This is a genomic window from Gluconacetobacter tumulicola (genome assembly GCF_014174215.1).
GTDB classification, from domain to species: Bacteria; Pseudomonadota; Alphaproteobacteria; order Acetobacterales; family Acetobacteraceae; genus Gluconacetobacter; species Gluconacetobacter tumulicola.
In genome coordinates this window covers 116,098-141,076 of sequence record NZ_JABEQL010000009.1, presented here as the reverse complement: position 1 = coordinate 141,076, position 24,979 = coordinate 116,098, and the positions used below count along the sequence as shown (strand labels likewise).

Sequence of the window (24,979 nt, the reverse complement as noted above, 5' to 3'; positions counted from 1 at the left end):
ATGCGGGAGGCTGGACCCGACCAGGCGACGGCCGGAGTCGCGACGATCTGCGACCTGGCCGGCGGCGGGCTGGCCGATGCGCAGCTCGCGCTGGGGCAGATCCTGCTGGATGGTGTGCTGCTGCCCCGCGACGCGCGTGCGGCGCTGGGGTGGTTTCTGGCGGCGGCGCGGCAGGGTAGCGCCATGGGGTGCAACATGGTCGGGCGCTGCTGCGAACTGGGCTGGGGCATGCCTGCCGCCCCGGCCGAGGCGCTGCGCTGGTATCGTCGGGCCGCCTGTGCCGGCCTGGATTGGGGCATGTACAATTATGCCACCGGCCTGACCCTGGGGTGGGATGGGCCGCCCGACCATGTGCGGGCGCTGGCCTGGTTCCGGTGGGCAGCCGCGCGGGGACACTGCAAATCCTTCAACATCATCGGCGGTTTTTATGAAGATGGATGGGCGGTGACGCGTGATCTGGTCCAGGCGCGGGCATGGTATGTCCGCGCCGCCGAGGGCGGCGATTTTCGCGGGCATTTCAATCTCGCCCGCTTTCTGCTGGCGGAAGGCGAGATGATCCGGGCGCGCCGGCATTTCGAGAATGCCTGGCAGACCGCGACGCCGGCCTTTCGAACGCGGATGGAGCAATTCCTCGTGGAGCGCGGGATCGAGATGCGTTTTCGCCCGTCCCCGAGCGGCTGAAGCGGGGCGGACAGGCCCCTGGCATGCCCGCGCCGGCTCCTTGCGGTTTCTGGTGCCACATCGCCGCCGAAGCGGGGCAGTGTGGTTGGTTACCCGGTGTTAGAAACCGAGTACGCCGTCCATACCGAAGGTGAACACACCTGTATTGCGACCGTCATTGAACGGAGAGGTTCCGTTCAGCGACCGGTCGAAGCGGATTTCGGGCCGCAGCTCGAAGACACGGACCCCATGGCCGAGAGTTGGCCTGTAGGTTACCCCGAGGGTCAGCGCACCATAGGTTGTGGGAGGCGCTGCCTCCAGCGGGACTGCGGCGCCCGTAAAGGCGGTCATGTACGCGGTGTTGTTCAGGAAGCTGAGGACGAACTGGCCGGTATTGTCGCGGTAGATTTCACCACGATAGTTGAAGGTCAGCGATGGGGTGATCTTGTAGCTGAGGAAGCTCACGAAGCTGTAGGTGTCGGCGCGCAGGCCCTCATCGTGCAGGTAATTGAACTCGCCCGTGACCGACAGCTTGTCGTTGACCTGGTACGCGGCGTTGATATCGTTCCAGTACCGCATCTCGCTGTCCGCGCGCGGACCGAGGGCCGCGACGGCATTTTCCGGACCGATGCGGCTGAGTTCGATGATGTTGAGCTTGCCGCCGGCAAGTCCGTTCAGGTTGAAGCCGAAATATCCCGCTGCCTCGTGATTGGGGTCGCTCTTGCCGAACGTGGTCTGATTGCCGGTATCGACGCCGAACGTGACATCGAGAATCGGGATGACATGCCATTTGAACATCGCGCCGACATGTTCGAACGGCACGGAGTATTCGGATGTGTAGGCGAGCGTATAGAAGGGACGCGTCGTGGGATCGAGCGTTTCGACCCCCATGGGCGCCTGGAGAATGCCGGCCTGCATATCCAGGCCGCCGCGGGTCAGCCATGGCAGATGCACGTCGACATGGGCCTGGGCCGGGATCAGTTGATAGCGGTTCGAGAACGCGCGATCCGAGACGCCCAGCAGATGATAATAGCGTGCATCGGAACCGTAGAGCCCTTCCAGCGTGAAGCCGATCTGATACGCGCTCTTGCTCGGGTCGATGGCTTTTGAAAGCGTGAATTCGAGCTGGTTCAGCTGGACCTGGTTGGCATGGTCGGCGAGGAAGTTGCCGAAATTGATCCCGTTATCGGGGCGGGCCGGATTGGCCATGATTCCACCCTCGATCTGGCCCACCAGGGTGACATCATTGAGCCATTGGGAAAAGCCCGACTTGTTTGACGGATTGCTGAATACCGCAACCTGGGCCTGGGCCGCCGCAGGAAGCACGAGGCCACTTGCCGTGAGAAAAAGAGAAATAGAAAAACGAGATTTTTTTCTTAAGTTCGACACGCTTCGCTCCCTCTCCTTATTGTGAGGGGGAAGTAACCCTCCCCCTCCCTCTGTGTTAGTGACGAAGTGGCGCCTGAATCTTGTCGTTCAGTTGATGCGTTCTCCGTGAAGGGTCATGTCCAGCCCTTCTTCTTCCTGGTCCGCCGTGACGCGCAGGCCGATCGTCAGGTCAACGATCTTGAGCAGGATGAAGGATGCCGCGGCGCACCAGGCGATGGTGATGCCCACGGCCTCGGCCTGGGAGACGAACTGCGCGAACGAACCACTGATACCGCCGGGATTGGCATCGGTGGCCGAGAGTGGTCCATAGGCGAACACGCCGGTCAGCAATGCGCCGATGATGCCGCCGATGCCGTGCACGCCGAACGCGTCCAGGCTGTCATCATAGCCCAGCATGTGCTTGAGCGAGGTGGCGGCCCAGAAGCAGACCACGCCGGCCACCACGCCGATGATCAGGGCGCTGCCCGGCAGGACGAAGCCCGCCGCCGGCGTGATGGCGACCAGGCCGCCCACTGCGCCGGAGATGATGCCCAGCACGGTCGGCTTGCCGCGGCGGACCCATTCGGCCAGCATCCAGCCGAGGCCGGCGGCGGCGGTGGCGATCTGGGTGGTGGTCATGGCCATGCCGGCGCGGCCGTTGGCGCCGACGGCCGAGCCGGCATTGAAGCCGAACCAGCCCACCCATAGCAGCGACGCGCCGATGACGGCGTAGGTCAGGTTGAAGGGCGACAGATCGTCCTGCCCATAACCCTTGCGCTTGCCCAGCACCAGGGCCGTGACGAGGCCGGCCACACCGGCATTGATATGCACGACGGTGCCGCCCGCGAAATCGATGGCGCCCAGGCCGGCAACCCAGCCCAGCGGGCTCCACACCCAGTGGGCGATCGGTGAGTAGACCAGCAGAGACCACAGGATGGTGAAGACGCACAGGGCGCTGAACTTCATGCGTTCGGCGAACGCGCCGGCGATCAGCGCCGGGGTGATGATGGCGAACGTCATCTGGAACATCATCCAGACGCTCTCGGGGATCGTCATCGTGACCGCGTTGGGGGTGCCCGCGCCCAGCGTGAAGCCGATATCGGCGCCCTTGGCGATATGCGCGCCGATGCCGTTGAGCAGGACGCGCGACAGGTCGCCGATATAGGGGGTGCCGGTGCCGAAGGCCAGGCTGTAGCCGGCCACCATCCAGACGACGGTGACGATGCAGCAGATCGCGAAGGACTGCATCAGCGTCGCCAGCACGTTCTTGCGGCGGACCATGCCGGCATAGAACAGGGCCAGGCCCGGGATGGTCATCATCAGCACCAGCGCGGTGCTGACCAGCATCCACGACGTGTCGCCCGTGTCGATCGCGGGGGGCGCGGGCGGGGCGTCGGCGGCGAGGGCGGGGGAGGACAGGGCGACGATCGGGAGAAGAAGAGCCGGGGCCCTGGTGACGCCCGAAAGCTTGAGAGCCCGGAACATGGAAGGGGGATTCCTCATAGGGCGCTATCCCCCGTTTCACCTGTACGAATGCGCATTGCCTGCTCCACATCAAGAACGAAGATTTTCCCGTCACCGATTTTTCCGGTGTTGGCGGCCAGGCGGATGGCCTCCATCACAGGATCGGCAAGGTCGCTCGGGACTGCGATTTCAAGTTTCGACTTCGGAACGAAATGTTCCTGATATTCCGCGCCACGATAGATTTCGGTCTGGCCCTTCTGGCGACCGAATCCTTTGACGTCGGTCACGGTAATCCCTGTCACGCCGAGGGCGGACAGAGCCTCACGCACGTCATCGAGTTTGAAAGGTTTTATTATTGCGACTATCAGTTTCATGATTTCCTCCCTGAGGAACCGCTCGTCGCCGCAAGGCTTGCGCAATGCGGCACGATCGAGGATGACTGGCCGCCGGATGTGTGTAACCGGTGGCCAATACGGAGCGGGAATTCTCGTCGTTTATGGGTGACATGGTATTCCACCCATTCTTTACCGGGGCATGGTGCAAGAGCGTGCCGATGGAAACCGTATTTCCATGCACGCCCCTCGCGGGTTGCCCAGCAAAGAATTGAAGGCTTATTCCGACAAAACGGTCCATTGTGACCCGCCTACCGATAAGTCCAATTTTTGACGATTCAGGCTAGAAAAATGGCAGTTTTTGATTGGTTGGTACCAGATTTCACGCTCCGCGTGATAAGTGTTTCATAATCAAAACGTTTTTGTCAACCCAAAGTAATGCGCGCCCAGGCAATGCGCGAAGGGGCAAGCATGTTGCACAGGCCAAGCCCGCCCCGTTTGTGCCGGGACGGGGTCGGGTCTCCGCACCCGTCCGGTCCTGCTTGGTGGCAGGGCAGGCCGGTTTGCGGGTTCGATTTCTAGATATCGGCTATCGGGGGATAGAGTTCCGTCATGAAAACCGGGATAACGACATGACTGCGTCTTCTGCGCCTGCTGGGGTCGGGATCATTCGCCTGATCGCCTGTGCCGCCGGCCTTGTGGTGGCCAATATCTATTACGCCCAGCCGCTGATCGGCCTGATCGGCCCCGATATCGGCCTGGCGCCGGCATGGCTGGGCAGCATCGTCATGCTGACGCAACTGGGGTATGGCTGCGGCATGATCGGCCTCGTCTCGCTGGCCGATATCGTGGAGAACCGGCGGCTGGTCCTGGTGGCGCTGGGGGGGCTGGCCCTGACGCTGCTGGCCTCGGCCTTCGTGCGGTCGGCGGGGGCATTCCTGCTGATGGCGTTTGCCATCGGTGTCTTTGCCACAGCCACCCAGGTGCTGGTGCCGCTGGCGTCGCATCTGTCGGCCGAGAAGGATCGCGGCCGCGTGGTGGGTACGGTCATGGGCGGGCTGATCGGCGGGATCATGCTGGCCCGGCCGTTCTCGAGCGTCGTCGCCGATTATGCCGGCTGGCATACCGTCTTCCTGGCGTCGTGCGCGATGACGCTGGGGCTGATGGCGGCGCTGGCGCGCGGCCTGCCGCGCCGGCAGCCCGTGCATGACGGCCTGACCTACCTGCACATCCTGGCGTCGCTGCCCGGTATCCTGCGCGATACCCCGCTGCTGCGCCGGCGGGCGTTCTATCAGGGATCGGTGTTCGCCGCGTTCAATGTCTTCTGGACGGCGGTGCCGCTGCAACTGGCGTCGGCACCCTTTCATCTGGGGCAGACGGGTATTGCGCTGTTTGCCCTCGCCGGAGCGGGGGGCGCGCTGGCGGCCCCCGTGGCCGGGCGCCTGGCGGACCGGGGGCTGACGAATGCCGCGACGACAGGGGCGATGGTGATGGTGGCGGGGGGCTTCGCGCTGGGGCTGGCGGCGGTGGCGGGCCACGCGCTGGTGCCGCTGGCGGTGGCGGCGATCGTGCTGGATGCCGGCGTGCAAACCAACCAGGTGGTCAGCATGCGGGCGATCTACATGCTGCGGCCGGAGATCCGGGGACGGCTGAACGCCCTGTTCATGACCATCGTCTTCCTGTGCGGCGCGGCGGGGTCGGTGCTTGCGGCCGCCCTGTTTCACCAGGGCGGGTGGCAGGCGGTTTCGCTGGCCGGCGCCGTGCTGCCCCTGGTTGCCCTGGGGCGGCAGGTCGTGGCGGGCGAAGCTGCGCGGCGTTGAGTGCCGCGCCCGGCCGGCAGGCCGGGCTTTGGGACCATTCAGGCGGTCTTCCTGGCTTCGATCAGCTCGCGGTAGATGTCGAGATAATCCTCGGCCATGCGCCGGGCGGTGAAGCGCTGCTCGAATCGCTCGCGGATGCGGTCGGACTGCAGCTCCGGCAGGCGGGCGCAGGCGGTGATGGCCTCGTGCTCGTCATTCACGATCAGGCCGGTCAGCCCGTCTTCCAGCACTTCGGGGACCGAGCCGCGACGGAAGGCGACCACGGGCGTGCCGCAGGCCATGGCCTCGATCATCACCAGGCCGAACGGCTCGGGCCAGTCGATCGGCATCAGCAGTGCCCGCGCGCCGGACAGGAAGGCGGGCTTCTGCCGGTCGTTGATCTCGCCGATCAGTTCCACGCCCTCGCCCAGCATCGGGACGATCTCGCGCTCGAAATACTCGGCATCCACCTTGTCGATCTTGGCGGCGATCTTCAGCGGCACATTGAGGGCGCGGGCGATGCGGATTGCCTTGTCCACGCCTTTTTCCGGGCAGATCCTGCCCAGGAAGGCGAAATAGTCGCGCGGGCCCGGCTGCGGCGTCAGCAGCTTCTCGGGCAGGCCGTGCAGCACGGTGCGGACGTAATGGGCCTGGGGCAGGGGCAGGCGCTGGTTGTTGGAGATCGAGACGATCGGCACCTTGGGAAAGGCGTCGAACACCGGCTGCAGCTCCATCAGGTCCAGGCGGCCATGCATGGTGGTCAGCATCGGCGTCTTCTGGCGGCTGAAATAGGTGAAGGGCCAGTAATCCATATGGAAATGCAGGATATCGAACTGCTCCGCCACCCGGGCGACCTGTTCCATCATCAGCATGTGCGGCGCGATCGGGTCGCGAATCGCGGGGTCGAGGCGCAGGGCCTGCGGCCAGCAGGCGGTCAGCCGGGCGGAGGTCACGCTGTCGCCGCTGGCGAACAGGGTCACATCATGGCCCATGGAAGTCAGTTCTTCCGTCAGGAAAGACACGACACGCTCGGTGCCGCCATACAGTTTGGGCGGTACGGCTTCATGGAGCGGCGCGATCTGGGCGATACGCATGGGGCAGTTCACTTCTTTCTTCCGCAGGAATGGACAGGGGATGCTAGCGTGCGATCACGAAACGGCAAATCGATGGCAGGCCTTGAGGGCACGCCGCGATGGCGGGCCGGGTGCAGGTGGAACGAACCGGGATAAGGGATGTTCCATCCCATGGGCCGGCTTGCCCGGCATCTGCGTGGAAGGGCAGGGAGAGCCTATCTTTCTTCCCCTCGATCCGGATAGATAAACATTTCAAGGTGTGGAACTTTCCGCGCGTCACGACGACCGGATGAACCGGCAGCAGAGAGGGCAGCCGATTTTGGCGACTGATACCGAGACCACCATTTCAGACGATCAGTTGGTTCATTATCTGGGCCGGCCGCTTTCCTTCGTCTTCCGCTATGCGCGGGGTCATGCGCTTCTGCATGCCGTGATCTTCCTTTCGGTCATGGTCGCTGTCGGCTGCACGGTCGGTGCCACATATGCCACCCGTTTCCTGGTCGATACCATGACCGTGCACGGTGTGGGAGATATGCACCCCGTCTGGAATGCGGTGGCGATCCTGGTGGCGGTCATCACCTTCGACAATATGTCGTGGCGGGTGGCCGGGTGGTTTGCCACCTATGCCTTCGTGGCCATGACGGGCGACGTGCGGCGCGACCTGTTCCGCTACCTGACGAGCCATTCCGCCGGCTATTTTGCCGACCGCATGCCGGGCGCCATGGCGGCGCGCATTTCCACCGCGTCCATGTCGGTGTTCACGCTGGAAAACCTGGCGGCGTGGAATGTCCTGCCGCCCTGCCTGAACGTGGCGCTGTCGATCGGCCTGCTGCTGACGATCAGCCCGGTCATGGCGGGGGTGATCGTGACGCTGTCGGCGGCGTTGTGCTTCCTGATGTTCCGCATGGCGGCCGGCGGCCGGGGCATGCACCAGCATTATGCCGCCGAGGCGGCGCGCGTGGATGGCGAGATGCTGGACATCGTCAACAACATCCCGCTGGTCCGCTCGTTCGGCATGACCCATTACGAGCGGCTGCGCCTGGGCGACACCATGCGCCAGGAAATGGGGGCGCGTAGCCGGTCGCTGCGCTACATGGAAAAGCTGCGGCTGGTGCATGCGGTGCTGACGGCGGTGCTGACGGCGGGCCTGCTGTCCTGGGTGGTGATGCTGTGGCATCTGGGCCGGGCCAGCGTCGGCGACGTGGTGATGGTGGCCAATCTGGGCTTCATGATCCTGCACGGGACCCGCGACCTGGCCGTGGCGCTGGTGGAGACCATCCAGCATATCGCCCGGCTGGACGAGGCGCTGTCCGCGATTCTCGTCCCGCATGAAATGGTCGATTCCCCGAATGCGCGCGGCTTTGCCGGCCCGGTGCGCGGCGAGGTGGCGTTCCGCGAGGTGATGTTCGCCTATCCGGGCGGGAAGCCGGTGCTGTCGCATTTCAACCTGGTGGTCGAGGCCGGGACGCGGGTGGGGCTGGTGGGGCGGTCCGGATCGGGCAAGAGCACGATCCTGGCCCTGATCCAGCGCCTGCGCTACGTGCAGGGCGGGGCGATCCAGATCGACGGTGTCGATATCCGCGACCTGGACGAGAAGAGCCTGCGGGCCTGCATGTCGGTGGTGCCGCAGGACGTGTCGCTGCTGCGGCGGTCGGTGATGGAGAATATCCGCTATGGCCGCCCCGACGCCACGGATGACGAGGTGATCGCCGCCTCGATCGCCGCCGGATGCCGCGATTTCATCGACGCGATGCCCGAGGGCTTCCAGACCGAGGTCGGGGACCGGGGGGTCAAGCTCTCGGGTGGGCAGCGGCAGCGGATCGCCATTGCCCGTGCGTTCCTGCGCAATGCGCCGATCCTGATTCTCGACGAGGCGACCAGTGCCCTGGACAGTGAAAGCGAACAGCGCGTGCAGGAGGCGCTGGACCGGCTGAAAGTCGGGCGCACCGTGATTGCGGTGGCCCATCGCCTGTCCACCCTGCGCGATTTCGACCGGATCGTGGTGATGGATCATGGCCGGATCGTGCAGGACGGGCCTGTGAGCGTTCTGGAGCGGACCGAAGGCCCCTATCGCGACTTCCTCGAGCGCCAGTCCATGTTCATCGAGGGTGCGGTGTGACGCGATGACGGCATATTGGAATGACGGGGATGAGCAGGACGTGATGCTGCGCGTGGCGGCATGGCCCGACGGAAGGCAGACCGGCGTGCCTGCCGGAGAGAATGGGCACCGTGGCGCCGAGCCGGGCCGGCCAGCCCGTGCGGCGACGGATGGCGGCAGGCGGGTCCTGAGCGCGGATGCCTATGAATATATTCGCAGCGGCCTGATCCGCAGCCGGTATCGGGTAGGCCAGAGGCTGGTGCTGCGCCCGCTGGCCGCGGAACTCGGGCTGAGTCCCACGCCGGTGCGTGAGGCCCTGCTGCGGCTGGTGTCGGAACAGGCGCTGGGCCTGAACGACCGCAACACGGCGGTGGTGCCGGACATTACGTCTGCCAGTTTCCGGGAGATCCACCGGCTGCGCGTCGACCTGGAAAGCCGTCTGGTCCAGGCGGCGGCACTGCGCGCCACGCCGGAGGAGCTGGAGGCCCTGTCGGACCTGCATGAGCGGTTCCAGCAGGCCTGCGCCCGGCAGGATGAGGGCATGATGGCGGCCGGCAATGCCGATTTCCATGCGATGCTGGCGACCATGGCCGACCTGCCGCTGACGGCGAACATCCTGCATAATCTCTGGGCGCGGATCGGGCCGCTTTATGCCCTGGCGCGCACGGCGCCGCCCGCGCGGCCGCCCGGCGTGCCGCACCCCCATGACGAGCTGATCACGGCGCTGCGCGCCCACGACCCGTTTGCGGCCACCCGGGCGCTGGTCAGCGATGCCGAATATGCCCGCACCTGGATCGAGCCGCTGCTGCCGCTGGTGGATGCGGGCAGCACGGCATGACCGGAGCGCTTGCGCGCGCCGCTGGCGCCATGGCGATGACGGGAATGATTGTGGGAGGCTGCGTCCTGCTGGGTGGGGCCGTGCTGCGGTCGCCGTTCTGCCTGGACGCGCTGGATGGGCTCGGCCGCCATCTCTGGGTGCTGCTGATGCCGGGCCTGCTGGCCGGGATATGGCGCAGGCGGAATCTGTCCTATGCGGAGCGCATTCGGGCGGGACGCTGAGAATGGTGGGTTCCGGGATCGGCTCAACCGACCCCGGAACCGCCCCTTAATCGGCTTTGGCGGCGGGTTTGGTGGCTTCGGGGACCTCGATGTCGATCTCGAGCATCGAGACGCCGGCGCCGCGATCCATCTTGATCTGGACCTTGTCCTGGTCGACGGAGATATGCCGCTTGATGACTTCCAGGATTTCTTCCTGGAGCTTGGAGATCAGTTCCGACTGGCCTTCGCCGGCACGTTCGTGCGCCAGCAGGATCTGCAGCCGGTCACGGGCGATGGGGGCCGAGGTCTTGCGTCCGAACAGGGAGGTCAGGAAGCTCATGCGACACTCCGTTTGAACAGCCAGTCGAACAGGCCTTTGCGTTCGGTGGGGACGCTGACATCCAGGGTCTCGCCCTCCAGGCGGCGCACCGCTTCGAAATAGGCGCGGGACGGGGCGCTGGTCGGGTTGGACAAGGTGACCGGCATGCCGAGATTGGATGCCCGCAGCACCTCCTCGCTCTCCGGAATGATGCCCAGCAGGGGAATCGACAGGATTTCCAGCACGTCTTCGGTGCGCAGCATTTCCCCGCGTGCGGCGCGCGACGGGTCGTAGCGCGTCAGCAGCAGGTGCTTGTCGATCTTCTCGCCCTTCTTGGCGCGCTCGGTGGTGCTGTCGAGCATGCCGATGATGCGGTCGCTGTCGCGCACCGACGAGACCTCGGGGTTGGTCACCACCACGGCCTGGTCGGCATGGTACATCGCCAGTTGCGCGCCGCGCTCGATGCCGGCCGGGCTGTCGCAGATCACCCAGTCGAATTTCTCGCGCAGTTCCTCGATCACCCGGGCGACGCCCTCGGGGGTCAGGGCGTCCTTGTCGCGGGTCTGCGAGGCGGGGAGAATCGAGAGGGTCTCCACCCGCTTGTCGCGGATCAGGGCCTGCGCCAGCTTGGCGTCGCCCTGCACGACGTTGATCAGGTCGAACACCACGCGGCGTTCCGCCCCCATCACCAGATCCAGGTTGCGCAATCCGACGTCGAAATCGACGACGACGACGTTTTTCCCGGTCTGGGCCAGTGCCGCGCCGAGGGCAGCGGTCGATGTGGTCTTGCCCACACCGCCCTTACCCGAAGTGACAACCAGCACCTTGGCCATATACGTGTTTCCTTATGTCCGGACCTGCCGTTCTGCGGCATCGTCTTGATATGAATCTAATGGCGGAAATGTGGTGAGGGCAACGGGAAAGCGGGATTTTCGTCAGAGGCGGTTTCAAAAGTTTCGATGGCCACCGCCAGCGGGGCTTTTGAAACAACCTCTCAGCTCAATGTCCGGACGACCAGGGTATCGTCCTCCAGCATCGCCTGGGCGGAGCGGTCGAGCAGGGCCGGGTCGATTTCCTCGGCGATCATGTAATATCCGTCGATCGCCAGGAGCTCGGCCTTCATCACCCCCGCGAAGATCCGCGCCCCGGTCTGTCCGCCCATGCCGGCGATCGCCCGCCCGCGCAGGGTGCCGTAGACATGGACCGAGCCGCCGGCCGAGATCTCGGCCCCCGAGGCCACGGACCCGATGACCACCACATCACCGTCGGGGTTCTGGACCGACTGTCCCGACCGCACCGGCCCTTCGACGATCAGCGCCGCTGCCGGCCCCGATGGCGGGGAAGGCATGGGCGCGGCAGGGCCTGCATTGTCCTCGGGCAGTTCCACCGTGCCGGCGGCGCGGCCGCCGTCGAAGCCCATGGGCCAGTTCCAGCCCGCCACCGCCGGCCAGTCCGGGTCGCCCCCTTCGATTCCGATGACCCGGACCCCGCGCTCCAGCAGGGCGGGATATAATTCCGCCAGCCCTTCGGCGTCGCCTGCCAGCAGGCCCAGATCCAGGATGATCGGCTTGCCCACGAAGAAGGAGGGTGAGCGCGCGATCTGGGCATCCAGCCCGCGCAGCCAGTCGTCCAGTTCGGCTTCGGGGGAAAGCACCAGGGCCAGGAAGGAGCGGCCACGGGCGCGGATGCGGGGAAGCGGTCGGGTTTCGTCGGACAAGGGCGTCACGGACCTTCACGTTGCGGGGAAGGGAACCCGTTCCAGCTACCGTGAGAACGGGGCGCTGTCGAGCGATCCGCGCGTGCGGGCTTCGATTTCCGTGTGGGTGCGCGGTGGGCCTTGGCGAGGCGGGATTCGATGGAATAAAGTGTCACAATGCGCATTCTCTATCATCTTCCTCTATCGCCCTATTGCCGCAAGGTTCGTCTGGTCCTGGGCGAGAAGCGGCTGCCGTTCGAACCGATGATGGAACGGGTGTGGGAACGCCGGCCCGAATATCTGTCGGCCAACCCGGCTGGCACCGTCCCCATGCTGGTCGAGGAAAACGGGCTTTCGATTCCCAATTCGTCCGTGATCTGCGAATATCTGGAAGAAGCCTATCCCGATACGCCGTTGCTGGGGCGGACGCTGGCCGAGCGCGTCGAGGTGCGGCGGCTGGTTGCCTGGTTCGACGAGAAATTCGCGAACGAGGTCACGCAGAACCTGCTGCATGAAAAGGTGATGAAGCGGATTGCGGGACGGGGCAACCCGGACGGCAATGCGCTGCGGGCCGGATATGCCAATATCCGTTATCATATGTCCTATCTGGACTGGCTGGCTGAGACGCGGAAATGGCTGGCGGGGCCCACCCTTTCGCTGGCCGATTTTGCCGCCGCGTCCCACCTGTCCTGCCTGGATTTCATCAACGATGTCGACTGGAGCAAGGCCCCGGCCGCCAAGGATTGGTACGCCAGGATGAAATCCCGCCCGTGCTTCCGTCCGTTGCTGAATGATCGGGTGACGGGAATCGTGCCGCCGGATCATTACGCCGACCTCGATTTCTGACCGGCCGATGTCCGTGACGAGCGATGCCGACGCCATCGTCCTGGGTGCCGGGGCGGCCGGGCTGATGGCGGCGCTGGCCGCCGGCCAGCGCGGGCGGCGCGTGGTGGTGCTGGACCATGCGGCCGAAGCGGGGCGCAAGATCCTGATTTCGGGCGGTGGGCGCTGCAATTTCACCAATCTGGATACGGATGCCGGGCGGTTCCTGTCCGGTAATCCGCATTTCGCCAAATCGGCCCTGGCCCGTTTCGGCCCCTCCGACATCCTGGAGATGATCGGCCGTCACGGCATTGCGTGGCACGAGAAGACGTTGGGGCAATTATTCTGCGACGGGTCGGCGCGGCAGGTGGTGGCCATGCTGCTGGCGGAATGCGCGGCCGGCGGCGTGGATATCCGCCTCTCGCACCGGATCATGGGCGTGACGGGCGGCGAGGGGTTCCGCGTGGAGACCGATCGCGGGATCTTCCGCGCGCCGTCCCTGGTGCTGGCGACCGGGGGCCTGTCGATTCCGCGCATGGGGGCGAGCGGGCTGTCGCATGGGTTGGCCCGGCAGTTCGGGCTGTGCGTTACGGCCACGGCTCCGGCGCTGGTTCCGCTGACGCTGGATGCGGCGGAGTTGGAATGGACGCGCGAACTGGCCGGCGTTTCGCTGGACGTGCTGGCCCAGTGCGGCGGCGCGCGGTTTCGCGAAGCGATGCTGTTCACCCACCGCGGCCTGTCCGGGCCGGCGATCCTGCAGATTTCGTCCTATTGGGAGCCGGGCCGGGCGATCAGCCTGAACCTGCTGCCCGGATGCGATGCCGGTGCCGTGCTGCGCGAGGCGAAGCGCCAGCGGCCACGGGTCGAGGGACGGACGATGCTGGCGGGCTTTCTGCCGCAGCGTTTTGCGCAGGCGATGGCGGCGCGCCATCTGCCGGAGCGGCCGGTGGGCGATGTCTCCGACACGGTGCTGAACCGTCTGGGCCAGGTGTTGGCCGGGTGGAACCTGACGCCGGCGGGGAGCGAGGGCTTTGCCAAGGCCGAGGTGACGCGCGGCGGCATCGATACGCGCGACCTGTCGTCACGCACCATGGAGGCCCGGACCGTGCCCGGCCTCTACGCGGTGGGTGAGGCGGTGGATGTCACTGGCTGGCTGGGGGGATATAATTTCCAGTGGGCCTGGGCCAGTGGCCATGCGGCGGGCCGTGCCATTGCCGAGAAGGGTTGAGAGCCGGGCAGGCAACTACCAGGTGCAGCCAGCCGTTTGATGGTCCTTGTCCCAGGAAACGGGAGGACGGAATGGCGACCTATCGCATTGCGCGCCGGTTGGTCACGAAAGGGCGGATGGTCCTGATCCTGGCCGGGCTGGCGGCGCTGCCTGCCGGATGCACGGGTGTGGCGGAGGGGTATCCGCCGCCACCCGGCACGCCGATCGCCGGTTACGGCTATCTGTGCAAGGCGGGCGTCTATAGCTGCCATCTGCCGACGCAGGTGCCGCTGGGATCTGCGTGCTCATGCCCAGGGCTGGGGGCGCCGTCTTACGGGAACGTGCATTAAGCGGGGGGTGGGGGAGGGAGGTCGTATGGTCTTTCTCCCCCACCGGTGCGGTGGCTTATTCGGCTAGGACCGCGCAGGCTGCCCGGTCTCCGGCGCCGCCGATCGGCTGGGTCTGGTAATCGTCGGGTTTGACGTGAATGACCAGCGATGACCCGTCGGCATCCACCAGGGCGGGGCGTCCGCCATCGCCCTTGAAAGATACCAGGGTGGAATAGAGTTCGACCGTCGCGGTGCCGTCGGTGCCGACATGGATGTTCGGCAGGTCGCCCGAATCGTTGGCGTTGGCGTTCAGCAGGCCGTGCACGGGCTTGGCGATGTCATGGGCATGGACATGGCCGCCGGCGCTCTTGAATGCGGGGGGCGCGCAAGTGCCTTTCTCGTGGAAATGCACGCCGTGCCAGCCGGGGGTGAGGCCGGTTGCGGTGATGCGCAGGATGACGCCCTTCGGCGCTTCCGTGACCTCGACCGTGCCGTGGGAGGCGCCGTCGCTGCCCTTGAGGTCGCCGGTCAGTCTGTCGGCCGCCAGCGCGGAGACGGGAAGGGCGAGCAGCCCCAGGCCGAGCGCCGCCAGCATCGTTTTGCTTGAATAGGCCATCATATGTTCCTCGTTCTGCAACAGGCTGAAAAGCTAGCATCATTTTTGCGCGGGGTCCGAGATGCGGCGGTCCGATGCCGCATGCTGGCCGAAACGTGATGTTCGCCCGGCTTACAGGTTCGTCGTGATCGAGAATTTGAATGACGCCGCTTTCGATCCTGGGTTGGATGGGAATGTCTGCGGTCGGTGGGCCGAGGGCGGGCGGCGGGCTGGCGGACTTTCGGGAGGCGGTCCTGAGCGCCGCCGGGAGGTTGGTATGGCATTCGCCGTGCGGCGATCCCATTTCTGTCGATGACTGTGTCCGTGATATCGGATGGGTGGGCAGGTGCGAGACGGGCGGGCAGGGTGGCATGGCAGGCAGGCGGGATGAACGGGGAAGCGGGGATCTGTTCGGTGGTCCGGTAGCCCCGGAGGCGCGGGATGCCCCGGCCGGGGCGCGCCGCATGCGTTCGGCGCCGCCGCGTACCCAGCCCCTGGCCGACCGGCTGCGCCCGGCTTCGCTGGATGAGGTGGTGGGGCAGGACCATCTGCTGGGGCCGGAGGGTGCCCTGCGGCGGATGCTGGACCGGGGCACGCTGGCCAGCCTGATCCTGTGGGGTGGGCCGGGGGTCGGCAAGACGACCATTGCCCGCCTGCTGGCCGATGCGGCGGGGCTGCGATTCGTGCAGATTTCGGCTGTTTTCTCCGGCGTGGCGGATCTGAAGCGGGTGTTCGACGATGCGCGGCAATGGGCCGGCACGGGGCGGGGCACGCTGTTGTTCGTGGACGAGATCCATCGCTTCAATCGGGCCCAGCAGGATGGATTCCTGCCGGTGGTCGAGGACGGGACGGTGGTGCTGGTGGGGGCGACGACCGAAAACCCGTCCTTCGCGCTGAATGGGGCGTTGCTCTCGCGCTGTCAGGTGATGGTGCTGCGCCGGCTGGATGACGAGGCGCTGGAACGGTTGCTGTGCCGGGCGGAAACCGAGTGCGGGCGGCCCCTGCCGTTGACGCCGGATGGGCGGGCGACCCTGCGCGCGATGGCCGATGGCGACGGGCGCTATCTGCTGAACATGGTCGAGCAGGTGCTGGCGCTGCCGGATGACCGGAGGCTGGATGCGCAGGGCCTGTCCAGCCTGCTGGCGCGGCGCGCGGTGCTGTACGACAAGGACCGCGAGGAACATTACAATCTGATCTCGGCGCTGCATAAATCGCTGCGGGGGTCCGACCCCGATGCGGCGCTGTACTGGTTCGCCCGCATGCTCGAAGGGGGGGAGGACCCGCGCTTTATCGCCCGGCGGCTGACCCGCTTCGCGGCCGAGGATGTGGGCATGGCCGATCCGCAGGCGCTGCCTTTGGCCGTGGCGGCGTGGGAAACATACGAGCGACTCGGTTCGCCCGAGGGCGAACTGGCGCTGGCGCAACTGGTCGTGCACCTGGGCACGGCGCCGAAATCGAATGCCGTCTATACCGCCTACAAGGCCGCGCGGCGGCTGGCGAAGGCGACCGGCAGCCTGATGCCGCCGGCCCATATCCTGAACGCGCCTACCGGCCTGATGAAAGAGCTGGGCTATGGCAAGGGATACGAATACGACCACGATGCCGAAGAGGGATTTTCCGGCCAGAACTACTTTCCGGACGAGATGCGGCGTGAGGCGCTGTACCGCCCGACGGGCCGGGGATTCGAAGCGGAAATCGCGCGACGGCTGGACAGGTGGGCCAGACTGCGGGAAAGCCGTCAGTCATGAGTGTAGTGACCCTGACCGTCAGCGATGACGAAGCCGATATCCGCCTCGACCGCTGGTTTCGCCGCCATTACCCCCATTTGACCCAGGGGGCATTGCAGAAACTGTGTCGCACGGGCCAAGTGCGGGTGGATGGCAAGCGCGCCGACACCGCGACCCGGCTGGTGCCGGGGCAGGCGGTGCGCGTGCCGCCGATCCCTGCCGCCGCGCGGCCGGCCCCGCCGCCGCGGCCGGTGCTGGACGACCGCCTGGTGCGCGAGATCCGGGGCATGGTGCTGTACAGCGACGCGCAGGTGATCGTCCTGAACAAGCCTGCCGGGCTGGCGGTACAGGGCGGCCCGGGCATTACCCACCATGTCGACGGCATGCTGGATGCGCTGAAGGAGAATGACGACGATCCGCGCCCGCGCCTGGTGCATCGGATCGACCGTGACACGTCGGGCCTGCTGCTGCTGGCGCGCACGCCCGGCGTGGCGGCGAAGCTGGCGGCATCCTTTCGTGGACGCGATGTGCGCAAGACCTACTGGGCGGTCGTGGTGGGGCGGCCCACCCCGGCCAGCGGCGTGATCGACCAGCCGCTGGCCCGGCTGGGGGCGGGGCCGGGCGCGTTGACGGTGGTGGCGTCGCGCAAGGACGAGGATGCGGCCCACGCGCTGTCGGAATACGAGGTGCTGGATGCGGCCGGGCGCCGACTGTCCTGGCTGGCGCTGTCGCCGTTGACGGGACGGACCCATCAGTTGCGCGTGCATTGCGAGGCACTGGGCACGCCGATTTTGGGCGACCCGAAATATGGGGGGGACAAGGCGCATCCCGAGGGGTTCGTCGATCGGTTGCATCTGCATGCCCGGTCGCTGGACCTGCCGCATCCGGCGGGGGGGCGCCTGCAGGTGTCGGCCGAATTGCCGACCCATATGCGCGAGACCTTCAAGCAGCTCGGGTTCACGGCCGGGGCCACGCCGGCCCCACGGCGGAGCTGAGCCATGCTGCCGGTCGTGTGGGAAGGGGCACCGAAGCCGCCGCCGCGACCGAAACGGCGGCGCTGGCCCCTGCTGGCGGCCGTGGCCGTGGTGGGGGGGCTGGCCGCCGGGGGCGTGTTGGCCGCGCGGGTGCTGATCGACCCAGCCGCGTTGCGCGCGCAGGTGGTGGCGGCGGTGTGGCACCAGACCGGCCGCGTGCTGCGGGTGGGGGCGGTGCAGGTGCATATCCTGCCTTATCCGTCGCTCTCCGTTCGCGATCTGGCGCTGTCGGACATGCCGGGCGGGGCGCGGCCGGACATGCTCACGGCTGCCGGGCTGGAGGCGCGGCTGGCCCTGATACCGCTGCTGCGGCATGAAATCCGGCTGGAAGAGGTCCGGCTGACCCATCCCGACCTGCTGGTCGAACGGCTGGCGGATGGGCGGGCCAACTGGCAGATGCAGCCGCCCGCCGAATCCGATCGGCCGCCGGGTGGGATGTCCGCCCCCTCGACGCCATGGCGGGTCCGTATCGGCAGCGTCCGTATCCAGGATGCCGACCTGCGCTGGGATGATAAGCGGGTTCATGCCAGCGGGGCGGTGACGCTGGAAAGGCTCGATCTGTATGGGCTGACCGGCGCCACGCCTTCGATCGCCGCGCAGGGGCATAGACAGGGTGATCCCTCGGCTGTTGTCACGGTGTCGGGGCAATCGGGGCGGCTCTTCAGCTCGGAGCCCTCGGCATGGCCTGTCCGGTTGCAGGCTGCATTCCGGGTGGATGGGCGGGATGCGGGGAGTACCACGCTGGAGGGGACGCTCTCCGACCCCATGCGGCTGCGTGGCTATGATATCGCTGTGCATACGGCGATCGGGCAACTGACCGATGTTGACCGGCTGTTCGTGCATGCGAATCTGCCTGCCGTTCACGATATCGACCTGACGGCGCGGGTGGTGGATCTGGGATCGGACGCCGTGCCGATGCCCGGTCTGCGCCAGGTGCGGCTACGTACAGGGGCGATCGACAGCGTGCCGCTGGTTGGCGGGCTGACGCTGGACCATCTGGCGGTCGATGCGCCGACGTCGGCCGATCATGTGGCGATCGAGACGGCGGGGCATTATGTCGGCCGGCCTTTCGCGCTGCGTGGCACGGTGGGGACGCCGGCCGAGACCCTGGCCGCGGCGCGCAGCCTTCTGGCCAGCGCGATGCCGCTGGATCTGGTGGTGGATGCCGCCGGTGGAACGCTGCGTCTGGGGGGAACGGTCGGCGGCGGCCAATCGGCGCTGGACGGGCATTTGATCGCCGGGCGGCTCGCGCTTCCCGGCGATCTGGTGCTGGATCACCTGACGGCCGATGCTCATCTGGCCATGCGGGGCGGAACCGATATCAGGCTGACCGGACTGCGGCTGGATTCCGCCCAGATGACGCTGGATGGGGAATTGTCGTTTCTGCGGCAGGGCGGGACGAATGGTGTTCCGTTGCTGAATGGGCGGCTGCATGCCAGCCGACTGGATGTCGATACGCTGCGGGGCTCCGCGCCGGCCGGGCAGGCGCCCGATGACGGGGTCGCGCCCAGTACGCCCGCGCAGCCGCCGCCGACGGATGAGACGGCAGCCGATGCGCCGCTTCCCTTCGAGCGTCTGCGGCGGATGGACGGGGATCTGGACCTGGCGGCGGACCAGATGCGGCTGTATGGCGAGGATTATCACGCGGCCGAGGCTCATTTCGTGCTGCGTGGCGGGCACCTGACAATCGATCCGCTGCATGCCGATGGTGTGGGGCGTAGCCTGGACGCCATGCTCTCCATTGATGCGTCGGGCGCGGTGCCCCGGCTTTCGGCCGATGTGCGGACCCTGGTTCTGCCGGCCGACTGGGTGGCCAGGGCGTTCGACCTGAGCCCGATGCTGCGCGGCAGCCTGCAGCTTGTCGGCAGTGTCCAGACCCAGGGGAATGATCGCGCCGCGCTGCGGGAGCAGTTGGGGGGGCATCTGGGCCTGTCGATGGTCAAGGGACAGGTCGACGGTAATATGCTGGGTCGGCTGCTGGGGCCGGACGCTTCTGCCGCCACGCGGGGGACCTCGGTCGCGCTGCGGTGTCTTGGCCTGCATATGACGCTGGGTGACGGGCGGGCGGCGCTGGATACGATCGGGTTGCAGACCTATCGGCTGGCGGTCACGGGGCATGGAACGATCGGCCTGGCGCGACAGGATCTGGACCTGCACCTGCTGCCGCAACTGCTGATCGGCGGAACAGGCGCCACGATGCCGATCATGGTTGCCGGTACCATCCTGGCGCCGCAGCCCCGGCCGGAACCGGCGGGGCCGGGGCATCGCTTCATGCTCACCATCGGCCCGTCGGCGGGGATTGCCGATCCGTGCCCCGACACATTGAAGGCGGCGCGCGAGGAACAGCCCGGTCCGGCGCCGGATGCCGCGCCCAAGAGCAAGGCGCCGAAGGTGATGGATGTTCTGCGTGGTCTTGGATTGTTTCGATGAATCGTAAGCCTGTGACGCCTCAACCCTCTTCTCCCGCCACCCGTCGCCGGTTCTGGGACCGTACGGATGTGGTGGCGGAGCCGGATGGATTTGCCGTCCGGCTGGATGGGCGGCCGGTGCGCCTGCCGGGCGGGACGGTGCTGCGGGTTGGCAGTCGTGCGTTGGCCGAGGCGTTGGCCGGGGAGTGGCAGGATGCGGGCGGCGGCGGGAAGGGGGGCGATTTCACGCCCTCTGAGCTGAAGTTGACCCGGATTGCCGGCACGATGCTGGAGCGAATCGCGCCCGACCGTGCGGCCGTGATCGGCGTGCTGCTGGGATACGCGCGCCATGAACTATTGTGCTACCGGGTGCGTTATCCTGCACTGCTGGTGGAGCGGCAGCAGCAGGAATGGGACCCGTGGCTGGACTGGCTGCGCACCCGGTACGGAGTTGCCTTGCGGACGACAGACGGGGTGATGCCGGTCGATCAGCCCGCCGGCGCGCTGGCGGGACTGCAGGCGGTGCTGGAGGCATTGTCGGACGGGGTGCTGGCTGCCCTGGGGGTTGCGGTGCCGGCATTGGGCAGTCTGGTGCTGGGCCTGGCACTGGCGGACGGGCGGCTGACGGCCGAGCAGGCGATTGCGTGCGCGACCCTCGACGAGCGGACCCAGATGGAACTCTGGGGGCACGATGCCGAGCAGGCTGGCCGGCTGGAGACGCTGGGGCTGGATGTTGTGGACGCGGCCTCGTTTCTGGCGTTGCTGCGCGCCGATTCGTGACGATCGGGCGGTCATGGAACCGCCATAAAGTATCGGCAGCTTCCGGCTTGCGTTCCGACACCGAGCCAAACACTCTGTTACAGAGCTTCGCGTTAGAAGGAACGGACACCACGACGAGTCAGGAGATATCGCATGGCCTTGATCGACTGGCGGCCGCTTTCGGAAATGCCTGGTATTGTCGGACATGAGATCGACCGGGCATCGAGGGGTCAGGCTGATCGCCCTGTATCGTCGCGCCGCGTGAGGCAGCGCGTCGCCCACTGGGTCGCGACCTGCGCGATGGGCGCATGGGCCCTGCTGGCGATCGTGCCCGTCATCGTCGTCATCATGGCAATCGACGGCTGATCTGCCGGAGAGCGCGTGCAGCCATGCGCTGATGGCGATCTGACGAGAGTTTTAGTCTGATGCTCAGATGTTCCGAAAATCGTGGGCATCACCGTGGCCGGGCGCCCTGTCGGATTGCATTGATAGCCTGAATGGAAATGGGGGCTGGTGAGCGAGAGCGGCCCATCGGGCCGCGGCCGGCGTGTGTTTCCGAGCATCGGAGCGGAGCGGCCTGGATGGCCGTGAGCACCGAAGCGCAGGAAACGCGCGCTGGATCGCCGCCAGCGCGCGTTTCCATTCAGGCTATCAGGGGACGAGGACGGTGGCGCTGGCGGTGCAGGCAATCCCTTCCTCGCGGCCGGTGAAGCCCAGCCGTTCGGAGGTGGTGGCCTTTACCGAGATCCGGTCGATGTCCACATTCAGCAGGTCGGCCAGGCGCTGGCGCATCGCTTCGGAATGCGGGCCGATCTTCGGACGCTCGCAGATCAGCGTGACGTCGGCGTTGACCAGCATGCCGCCGCGGGCGCGGATGCGCTCGCCGGCATGGACAAGGAAGCGCGCGCTGTCGGCGTCTTTCCATTCGTTCTGGCTGGGCGGGAAATGGCGGCCGATATCGCCTTCGGCCAGTGCGCCGTAGATGGCGTCGCACAGGGCGTGGATGCCGACATCGGCGTCCGAATGGCCGGCCAGGCCGCGATCGTGGGGCACGGTGATGCCGCAGAGGATCAGCGGCCGGTTCTCGGCGAAGGCGTGCACGTCGTAACCGATGCCGGTGCGCGGCAGCAATGTCGGACCGATCAGCCGTTCCAGGCGCATCAGATCTTCCTCGTAGGTCAGCTTGATATTGTCTTCCGAGCCGGCAACCAGCGCGACCGTGTGGCCCGCCGTTTCCAGCAGGGCGGCGTCGTCGGTCGCGTCGGTGGCGGCCGCGCCGCGATGCAGGTCGCGCAGCAGCGCGAAGCGGAAGCCCTGGGGCGTCTGGGCGCGATACAGATCCTCACGCGGGACGGTTGCCGTGATGACGCCGTCATGGCCGCGCTTGAGCGTGTCGGCCACCCGGACCGCCGGGATGGCGCCGGGATGGGTCGCCAGGGCGGCGATCACGGCCTGGGTCACCTCGGCCGGCACGTAGGGGCGGGCGCCGTCATGGACCAGGACCAGGTCGGGCCGTTCGGCCGCGGGCAGGCGATCCAGCGCTTCCAGCCCCGCGCGGACGCTTTCCTGCCGGGTCGCGCCGCCCGCGACGGGCGGGAGGGTATCCAGCCCGTGCAGGGCCTCGGCCAGCGCGTCGGTGTCACCGACCGGCTGGAGCAGGTCCACATGGGGACTCAGGGCATCCGCCGCGTGGCGGATGATGGGCCGGCCGCCGAGCGTCAGATACTGCTTGGCGACAGGCGATGCCGTCGTGGCGCTGAAACGTCGGCCCACGCCCGCGGCAAGAAGAATGGCTGCAACACGCATGGCGGAGCAATGCGGCGGACATCCTTCGTCGTCAAGCGCCGGTGCGCATTTGTTTCAAGGTGTCTGCCGGCCATTCCGGGTTCCGTGGGGCTGCTATCGCGATTGCGTGATGCTCTTGAATTCGATATTCTGCTCAAATCCTGAGCATCCATGCTGGAAATTCGTCCAACCCGGCGCATTGTCGTTGGGACGAAGGCAGGATCTGTCAGCCCAGATGGGGGTAGTGCCGTTCATGTCGTCCGAGTTGTTGCGTCCAGTCGATCTGGGTAGGGGCGTGGTGCTGCGCACCCCGGTCATTCTCGCCCCGATGTCGGGCGTGACGGACCTGCCGTTCCGTCGTCTGGCGCGCCGGCTCGGGGCCGGGCTGGTGGTGTCCGAGATGATCGCGTCCTGGGCCATGGTGCGCGAGAACCAGGCGACGCTGCGCATGGCCGAGGTCGCGGACGAGGACGGGCCGAACGCGGTGCAGCTTGCCGGGTGCGAGCCGGAGGCGATGGCCCAGGCGGCGCGCATTGCGGTCGATCGCGGTGCGGACATGGTCGACATCAATTTTGGCTGTCCGGTCAAGAAAGTGGCGGTCGGCCAGCAGGCGGGATCGGCGCTGATGCGCGATGAGGCGCTGGCGGGGCGGCTGCTGGAAGCCGTGGTGCGGGCCGTGGACGTGCCGGTGACGCTGAAGATGCGCATGGGCTGGGATCATGCCAGCCTGAACGCGCCGGTGCTGGCGCGGATGGCAGAACAGGCTGGTATCCGCATGGTTACGGTGCATGGCCGCACGCGGCAGCAATTCTATAACGGCACGGCCGACTGGGCCTTCGTCCGCAGGGTGAAGGAGGCGGTGTCGCTGCCGGTGATCGTCAATGGCGATATCCTGACGGTCGATGATGCGCGGCGGGCGCTGGCGCAGTCGGGCGCCGACGGGGTGATGATCGGGCGCGGCTGCTATGGCCGCCCGTGGTTCCTGGCGCAGGTGGGTCATGCCCTGACGACCGGTGAGGACGTGCCCGACCCGGCGCTGGCGGCGGAAAAGGCGATCGTGCTCGAACATTACGATATGATGCTGTCGCATTTCGGGGCGCATCCCGGCCTGCGTCTGGCCCGCAAGCATGTGTCCTGGTACTCCGCCGGCCTGCCGGATTCGGCGGGTTTCCGGGCCGCGATCAATCGGGTGGACGAAGCCGCCGTGGCGATCGCGATGATCGGCGACTTCTATGACCGGCATATCGAAGCCGGTTCGCGCCGCGAGCGCAGGGGTGGTTCGTCGGGCGGCCAGGACGCCGCCCAGGCGGCCTGATGCCCATGCTGGCGGACCCGCCGTCCGACGAACTGCCCCGGCCGGACGGGGCGGCGCTGCTGGACGCCATGCCCATGCCGGTGATGCTGGTGGGCAGGAACAACCGCATTCGCCACGTCAACAGCGCGGCCGAGCCGTTCTTCGGCATGTCGAGCCAGCATCTGGTGCAGATGCATCTCTCCGACGTGCTGGCGGCCGATCATCCGATCTTCCTGCTGGTGGAGCAGGTGCGGCGCGACGGGGTGACGATCGCGGAGCATGAGCTGACGCTGGATGGTCCCCGCCTGCATCGCAGCGGCATCACCGTGCAGGGGACGCTGGTGGCCGAGCATCCGGACGGGGTGCTGCTGACCTTTCACGATTCCTCGGCGGCGCGCGCGCTGGACCGGCAACTGACATTCCGTTCCGCCGCGCGCAGCGTCTCGGGCATGGCCGCGATCCTGGCGCATGAGGTCAAGAATCCGCTCTCGGGCATCAGGGGGGCGGCGCAGTTGCTGGAGGGCTCGGTCTGCGAGAGCGACCGGGAGCTGGCGATCCTGATCCGGGACGAGGCAGACCGGATTCGCGACCTGGTCGACCGGATGGAAATCTTCAGCGACAAGCCGCTGGAGCGGCGGCCGGTGAACATTCATCGCGTGCTGGAGCATGTCCGGCTGCTGGCACAGCAGGGATTTGCCGCCAATATCCGTTTTGTCGAGGAATATGACCCGTCGCTGCCGCCGGTATGGGGCAATCGCGACCAATTGGTGCAGGTGCTGCTGAACCTGGTCAAGAACGCCGCCGAGGCGATGGCCGGGGAGGGCAAGGCAGGGGAAATCACGCTCGGCACCGCCTATCGGCATGGCGTGCGTCTGGCCGTGCCGGGCATGGAGCAGCGGGTCGAGCTGCCGCTGGTGGTTTCGGTGCGCGATAGCGGCCCGGGGATTCCCGAGAGCATCCGCCCCCATCTGTTCGAGCCCTTCCTGACCACCAAGGCGGGGGGGAGCGGCCTGGGGCTGGCGCTGGCGGGCAAGATCATCGGCGATCATGGTGGTGTGATCGAGGTCAACAGCCGTCCTGGCCGCACCGAAGTGCTGCTGCATCTGCCTGTGGTGGCGGAGGGACGGGGGCAGCCCTGACCCGCCAGGTTGCCGTTTTTTCGTTATTTTATT

Annotated in this window: 24 protein-coding genes; 15 read left to right on the top strand and 9 right to left on the bottom strand. The window is 66.8% G+C overall.

The window, feature by feature from the left end:
• On the top strand, positions 1–681 hold the full coding sequence (locus tag HLH29_RS08900) for a tetratricopeptide repeat protein (RefSeq protein ID WP_182965900.1): 681 nt from the start codon (positions 1–3) through the stop codon (positions 679–681).
• A gap of 99 nt (positions 682–780) precedes the next feature.
• Here HLH29_RS08900 and HLH29_RS08895 read toward each other — a convergent pair whose 3' ends face one another.
• From HLH29_RS08895 to HLH29_RS08885, 3 genes are all read right to left on the bottom strand, one after another.
• Positions 781–2,049, bottom strand: a complete 1,269-nt coding sequence (locus tag HLH29_RS08895; RefSeq protein WP_182965898.1) for an outer membrane beta-barrel protein — start codon at positions 2,047–2,049, stop codon at positions 781–783.
• Between the two features lie 87 nt (positions 2,050–2,136).
• Positions 2,137–3,513: an ammonium transporter gene (locus HLH29_RS08890; RefSeq protein WP_182965896.1), complete on the bottom strand. Its 1,377-nt coding sequence runs from the start codon at positions 3,511–3,513 to the stop codon at positions 2,137–2,139.
• A 14-nt stretch (positions 3,514–3,527) separates the two neighbouring features.
• Positions 3,528–3,866, bottom strand: coding sequence for a P-II family nitrogen regulator (locus tag HLH29_RS08885; protein ID WP_182965894.1), 339 nt, complete (start codon positions 3,864–3,866; stop codon positions 3,528–3,530).
• Positions 3,867–4,456: 590 nt separating this feature from the next.
• Between HLH29_RS08885 and HLH29_RS08880 the strand changes: the two genes are divergently transcribed.
• On the top strand, positions 4,457–5,644 hold the full coding sequence (locus HLH29_RS08880) for an MFS transporter (RefSeq protein WP_182965893.1): 1,188 nt from the start codon (positions 4,457–4,459) through the stop codon (positions 5,642–5,644).
• 38 nt (positions 5,645–5,682) lie between these two features.
• On the opposite strand, the gene HLH29_RS08875 is transcribed toward HLH29_RS08880, so the two are convergent.
• Positions 5,683–6,717: a glycosyltransferase family 4 protein gene (locus HLH29_RS08875; RefSeq protein WP_182965891.1), complete on the bottom strand. Its 1,035-nt coding sequence runs from the start codon at positions 6,715–6,717 to the stop codon at positions 5,683–5,685.
• Positions 6,718–6,985: 268 nt separating this feature from the next.
• Here HLH29_RS08875 and HLH29_RS08870 point away from each other — a divergent pair, with 268 nt between their 5' ends.
• Genes HLH29_RS08870 through HLH29_RS08860 form a run of 3 tightly spaced genes read left to right on the top strand, consistent with a single transcriptional unit; the run spans position 6,986 to position 9,853 of the window.
• Positions 6,986–8,815 carry an ATP-binding cassette domain-containing protein gene (locus HLH29_RS08870; protein ID WP_182965889.1) on the top strand — a complete coding sequence of 610 codons (1,830 nt, stop codon included), beginning with the start codon at positions 6,986–6,988 and terminating at the stop codon, positions 8,813–8,815.
• Between the two features lie 4 nt (positions 8,816–8,819).
• The gene (locus HLH29_RS08865; RefSeq protein WP_246374031.1) at positions 8,820–9,632 is read left to right on the top strand and encodes a GntR family transcriptional regulator; all 813 of its coding nucleotides are present in this window, start codon (positions 8,820–8,822) and stop codon (positions 9,630–9,632) included.
• Positions 9,629–9,853 carry a hypothetical protein gene (locus HLH29_RS08860; protein ID WP_182965887.1) on the top strand — a complete coding sequence of 75 codons (225 nt, stop codon included), beginning with the start codon at positions 9,629–9,631 and terminating at the stop codon, positions 9,851–9,853. The genes HLH29_RS08865 and HLH29_RS08860 overlap by 4 nt, the downstream gene beginning before the upstream one ends.
• 46 nt (positions 9,854–9,899) lie before the next feature.
• Here HLH29_RS08860 and minE read toward each other — a convergent pair whose 3' ends face one another.
• From minE to minC, 3 genes are all read right to left on the bottom strand, one after another.
• The gene (gene minE / locus HLH29_RS08855) at positions 9,900–10,172 is read right to left on the bottom strand and encodes a cell division topological specificity factor MinE (protein ID WP_182965885.1); all 273 of its coding nucleotides are present in this window, start codon (positions 10,170–10,172) and stop codon (positions 9,900–9,902) included.
• Complete coding sequence (minD, locus tag HLH29_RS08850; protein WP_182965883.1) at positions 10,169–10,984, bottom strand: septum site-determining protein MinD; 816 nt, start codon at positions 10,982–10,984, stop codon at positions 10,169–10,171. The genes minE and minD overlap by 4 nt, the downstream gene beginning before the upstream one ends.
• A gap of 161 nt (positions 10,985–11,145) precedes the next feature.
• A complete protein-coding gene (gene minC, locus HLH29_RS08845) occupies positions 11,146–11,868 on the bottom strand; it encodes a septum site-determining protein MinC (protein ID WP_182965881.1) in 723 nt (240 codons plus the stop codon).
• A gap of 156 nt (positions 11,869–12,024) precedes the next feature.
• Here minC and fzlA point away from each other — a divergent pair, with 156 nt between their 5' ends.
• The 3 genes from fzlA to HLH29_RS08830 all read left to right on the top strand — a co-directional run bounded on the left by fzlA (position 12,025) and on the right by HLH29_RS08830 (position 14,226).
• Complete coding sequence (gene fzlA / locus HLH29_RS08840) at positions 12,025–12,693, top strand: FtsZ-binding protein FzlA (RefSeq protein ID WP_182965879.1); 669 nt, start codon at positions 12,025–12,027, stop codon at positions 12,691–12,693.
• A gap of 7 nt (positions 12,694–12,700) precedes the next feature.
• Positions 12,701–13,897, top strand: a complete 1,197-nt coding sequence (locus HLH29_RS08835; RefSeq protein ID WP_182965877.1) for a BaiN/RdsA family NAD(P)/FAD-dependent oxidoreductase — start codon at positions 12,701–12,703, stop codon at positions 13,895–13,897.
• A gap of 71 nt (positions 13,898–13,968) precedes the next feature.
• Positions 13,969–14,226 carry a hypothetical protein gene (locus HLH29_RS08830; RefSeq protein ID WP_246374029.1) on the top strand — a complete coding sequence of 86 codons (258 nt, stop codon included), beginning with the start codon at positions 13,969–13,971 and terminating at the stop codon, positions 14,224–14,226.
• A gap of 55 nt (positions 14,227–14,281) precedes the next feature.
• On the opposite strand, the gene sodC is transcribed toward HLH29_RS08830, so the two are convergent.
• The gene (gene sodC, locus HLH29_RS08825) at positions 14,282–14,824 is read right to left on the bottom strand and encodes a superoxide dismutase[Cu-Zn] (protein WP_220791441.1); all 543 of its coding nucleotides are present in this window, start codon (positions 14,822–14,824) and stop codon (positions 14,282–14,284) included.
• A gap of 347 nt (positions 14,825–15,171) precedes the next feature.
• On the opposite strand from sodC, the gene HLH29_RS08820 reads away from it, so the two are divergent.
• The 5 genes from HLH29_RS08820 (at position 15,172) to HLH29_RS08800 (ending at position 21,094) form a co-directional block, all read left to right on the top strand.
• Complete coding sequence (locus HLH29_RS08820) at positions 15,172–16,548, top strand: replication-associated recombination protein A (RefSeq protein WP_182965875.1); 1,377 nt, start codon at positions 15,172–15,174, stop codon at positions 16,546–16,548.
• Complete coding sequence (locus HLH29_RS08815; protein ID WP_182965873.1) at positions 16,545–17,522, top strand: RluA family pseudouridine synthase; 978 nt, start codon at positions 16,545–16,547, stop codon at positions 17,520–17,522. Before HLH29_RS08820 ends, HLH29_RS08815 begins: the two co-directional genes overlap by 4 nt.
• Positions 17,523–17,525: 3 nt before the next feature.
• A complete protein-coding gene (locus HLH29_RS08810; protein ID WP_182965871.1) occupies positions 17,526–19,991 on the top strand; it encodes an AsmA family protein in 2,466 nt (821 codons plus the stop codon).
• Positions 19,988–20,749, top strand: coding sequence for an ATP12 family chaperone protein (locus HLH29_RS08805; RefSeq protein ID WP_182965869.1), 762 nt, complete (start codon positions 19,988–19,990; stop codon positions 20,747–20,749). The genes HLH29_RS08810 and HLH29_RS08805 overlap by 4 nt, the downstream gene beginning before the upstream one ends.
• 132 nt (positions 20,750–20,881) lie before the next feature.
• The gene (locus HLH29_RS08800) at positions 20,882–21,094 is read left to right on the top strand and encodes a hypothetical protein (protein ID WP_182965867.1); all 213 of its coding nucleotides are present in this window, start codon (positions 20,882–20,884) and stop codon (positions 21,092–21,094) included.
• A gap of 285 nt (positions 21,095–21,379) precedes the next feature.
• On the opposite strand, the gene HLH29_RS08795 is transcribed toward HLH29_RS08800, so the two are convergent.
• The gene (locus HLH29_RS08795; protein ID WP_182965865.1) at positions 21,380–22,534 is read right to left on the bottom strand and encodes a bifunctional 2-C-methyl-D-erythritol 4-phosphate cytidylyltransferase/2-C-methyl-D-erythritol 2,4-cyclodiphosphate synthase; all 1,155 of its coding nucleotides are present in this window, start codon (positions 22,532–22,534) and stop codon (positions 21,380–21,382) included.
• 214 nt (positions 22,535–22,748) lie between these two features.
• Between HLH29_RS08795 and dusB the strand changes: the two genes are divergently transcribed.
• Positions 22,749–23,828 carry a tRNA dihydrouridine synthase DusB gene (dusB, locus tag HLH29_RS08790; RefSeq protein WP_408871954.1) on the top strand — a complete coding sequence of 360 codons (1,080 nt, stop codon included), beginning with the start codon at positions 22,749–22,751 and terminating at the stop codon, positions 23,826–23,828.
• Complete coding sequence (locus HLH29_RS08785) at positions 23,828–24,946, top strand: two-component system sensor histidine kinase NtrB (RefSeq protein ID WP_182965863.1); 1,119 nt, start codon at positions 23,828–23,830, stop codon at positions 24,944–24,946. Before dusB ends, HLH29_RS08785 begins: the two co-directional genes overlap by 1 nt.
• The last annotated feature ends 33 nt before the right edge of the window (positions 24,947–24,979 follow it).

What these genes read in the sequence shown, in the direction of transcription:
- HLH29_RS08815 (WP_182965873.1), top strand. Translation starts at nt 16,545, where the DNA reads ATGAGTGTAGTGACCCTGACCGTCAGCGATGACGAAGCCGATATCCGC.
- fzlA (WP_182965879.1), top strand. Translation starts at nt 12,025, where the DNA reads ATGCGCATTCTCTATCATCTTCCTCTATCGCCCTATTGCCGCAAGGTT.
- minE (WP_182965885.1), bottom strand. Translation starts at nt 10,172, where the DNA reads ATGAGCTTCCTGACCTCCCTGTTCGGACGCAAGACCTCGGCCCCCATC.
- HLH29_RS08870 (WP_182965889.1), top strand. Translation starts at nt 6,986, where the DNA reads ATGAACCGGCAGCAGAGAGGGCAGCCGATTTTGGCGACTGATACCGAG.
- HLH29_RS08880 (WP_182965893.1), top strand. Translation starts at nt 4,457, where the DNA reads ATGACTGCGTCTTCTGCGCCTGCTGGGGTCGGGATCATTCGCCTGATC.
- minD (WP_182965883.1), bottom strand. Translation starts at nt 10,984, where the DNA reads ATGGCCAAGGTGCTGGTTGTCACTTCGGGTAAGGGCGGTGTGGGCAAG.
- HLH29_RS08885 (WP_182965894.1), bottom strand. Translation starts at nt 3,866, where the DNA reads ATGAAACTGATAGTCGCAATAATAAAACCTTTCAAACTCGATGACGTG.
- HLH29_RS08785 (WP_182965863.1), top strand. Translation starts at nt 23,828, where the DNA reads ATGCCCATGCTGGCGGACCCGCCGTCCGACGAACTGCCCCGGCCGGAC.
- HLH29_RS08820 (WP_182965875.1), top strand. Translation starts at nt 15,172, where the DNA reads ATGGCAGGCAGGCGGGATGAACGGGGAAGCGGGGATCTGTTCGGTGGT.
- HLH29_RS08810 (WP_182965871.1), top strand. Translation starts at nt 17,526, where the DNA reads ATGCTGCCGGTCGTGTGGGAAGGGGCACCGAAGCCGCCGCCGCGACCG.
- HLH29_RS08900 (WP_182965900.1), top strand. Translation starts at nt 1, where the DNA reads ATGCGGGAGGCTGGACCCGACCAGGCGACGGCCGGAGTCGCGACGATC.
- HLH29_RS08835 (WP_182965877.1), top strand. Translation starts at nt 12,701, where the DNA reads ATGTCCGTGACGAGCGATGCCGACGCCATCGTCCTGGGTGCCGGGGCG.
- HLH29_RS08890 (WP_182965896.1), bottom strand. Translation starts at nt 3,513, where the DNA reads ATGTTCCGGGCTCTCAAGCTTTCGGGCGTCACCAGGGCCCCGGCTCTT.
- HLH29_RS08800 (WP_182965867.1), top strand. Translation starts at nt 20,882, where the DNA reads ATGGCCTTGATCGACTGGCGGCCGCTTTCGGAAATGCCTGGTATTGTC.
- dusB (WP_408871954.1), top strand. Translation starts at nt 22,749, where the DNA reads ATGGGGGTAGTGCCGTTCATGTCGTCCGAGTTGTTGCGTCCAGTCGAT.
- HLH29_RS08865 (WP_246374031.1), top strand. Translation starts at nt 8,820, where the DNA reads ATGACGGCATATTGGAATGACGGGGATGAGCAGGACGTGATGCTGCGC.
- HLH29_RS08875 (WP_182965891.1), bottom strand. Translation starts at nt 6,717, where the DNA reads ATGCGTATCGCCCAGATCGCGCCGCTCCATGAAGCCGTACCGCCCAAA.
- HLH29_RS08795 (WP_182965865.1), bottom strand. Translation starts at nt 22,534, where the DNA reads ATGCGTGTTGCAGCCATTCTTCTTGCCGCGGGCGTGGGCCGACGTTTC.
- HLH29_RS08860 (WP_182965887.1), top strand. Translation starts at nt 9,629, where the DNA reads ATGACCGGAGCGCTTGCGCGCGCCGCTGGCGCCATGGCGATGACGGGA.
- HLH29_RS08830 (WP_246374029.1), top strand. Translation starts at nt 13,969, where the DNA reads ATGGCGACCTATCGCATTGCGCGCCGGTTGGTCACGAAAGGGCGGATG.
- sodC (WP_220791441.1), bottom strand. Translation starts at nt 14,824, where the DNA reads ATGATGGCCTATTCAAGCAAAACGATGCTGGCGGCGCTCGGCCTGGGG.
- HLH29_RS08805 (WP_182965869.1), top strand. Translation starts at nt 19,988, where the DNA reads ATGAATCGTAAGCCTGTGACGCCTCAACCCTCTTCTCCCGCCACCCGT.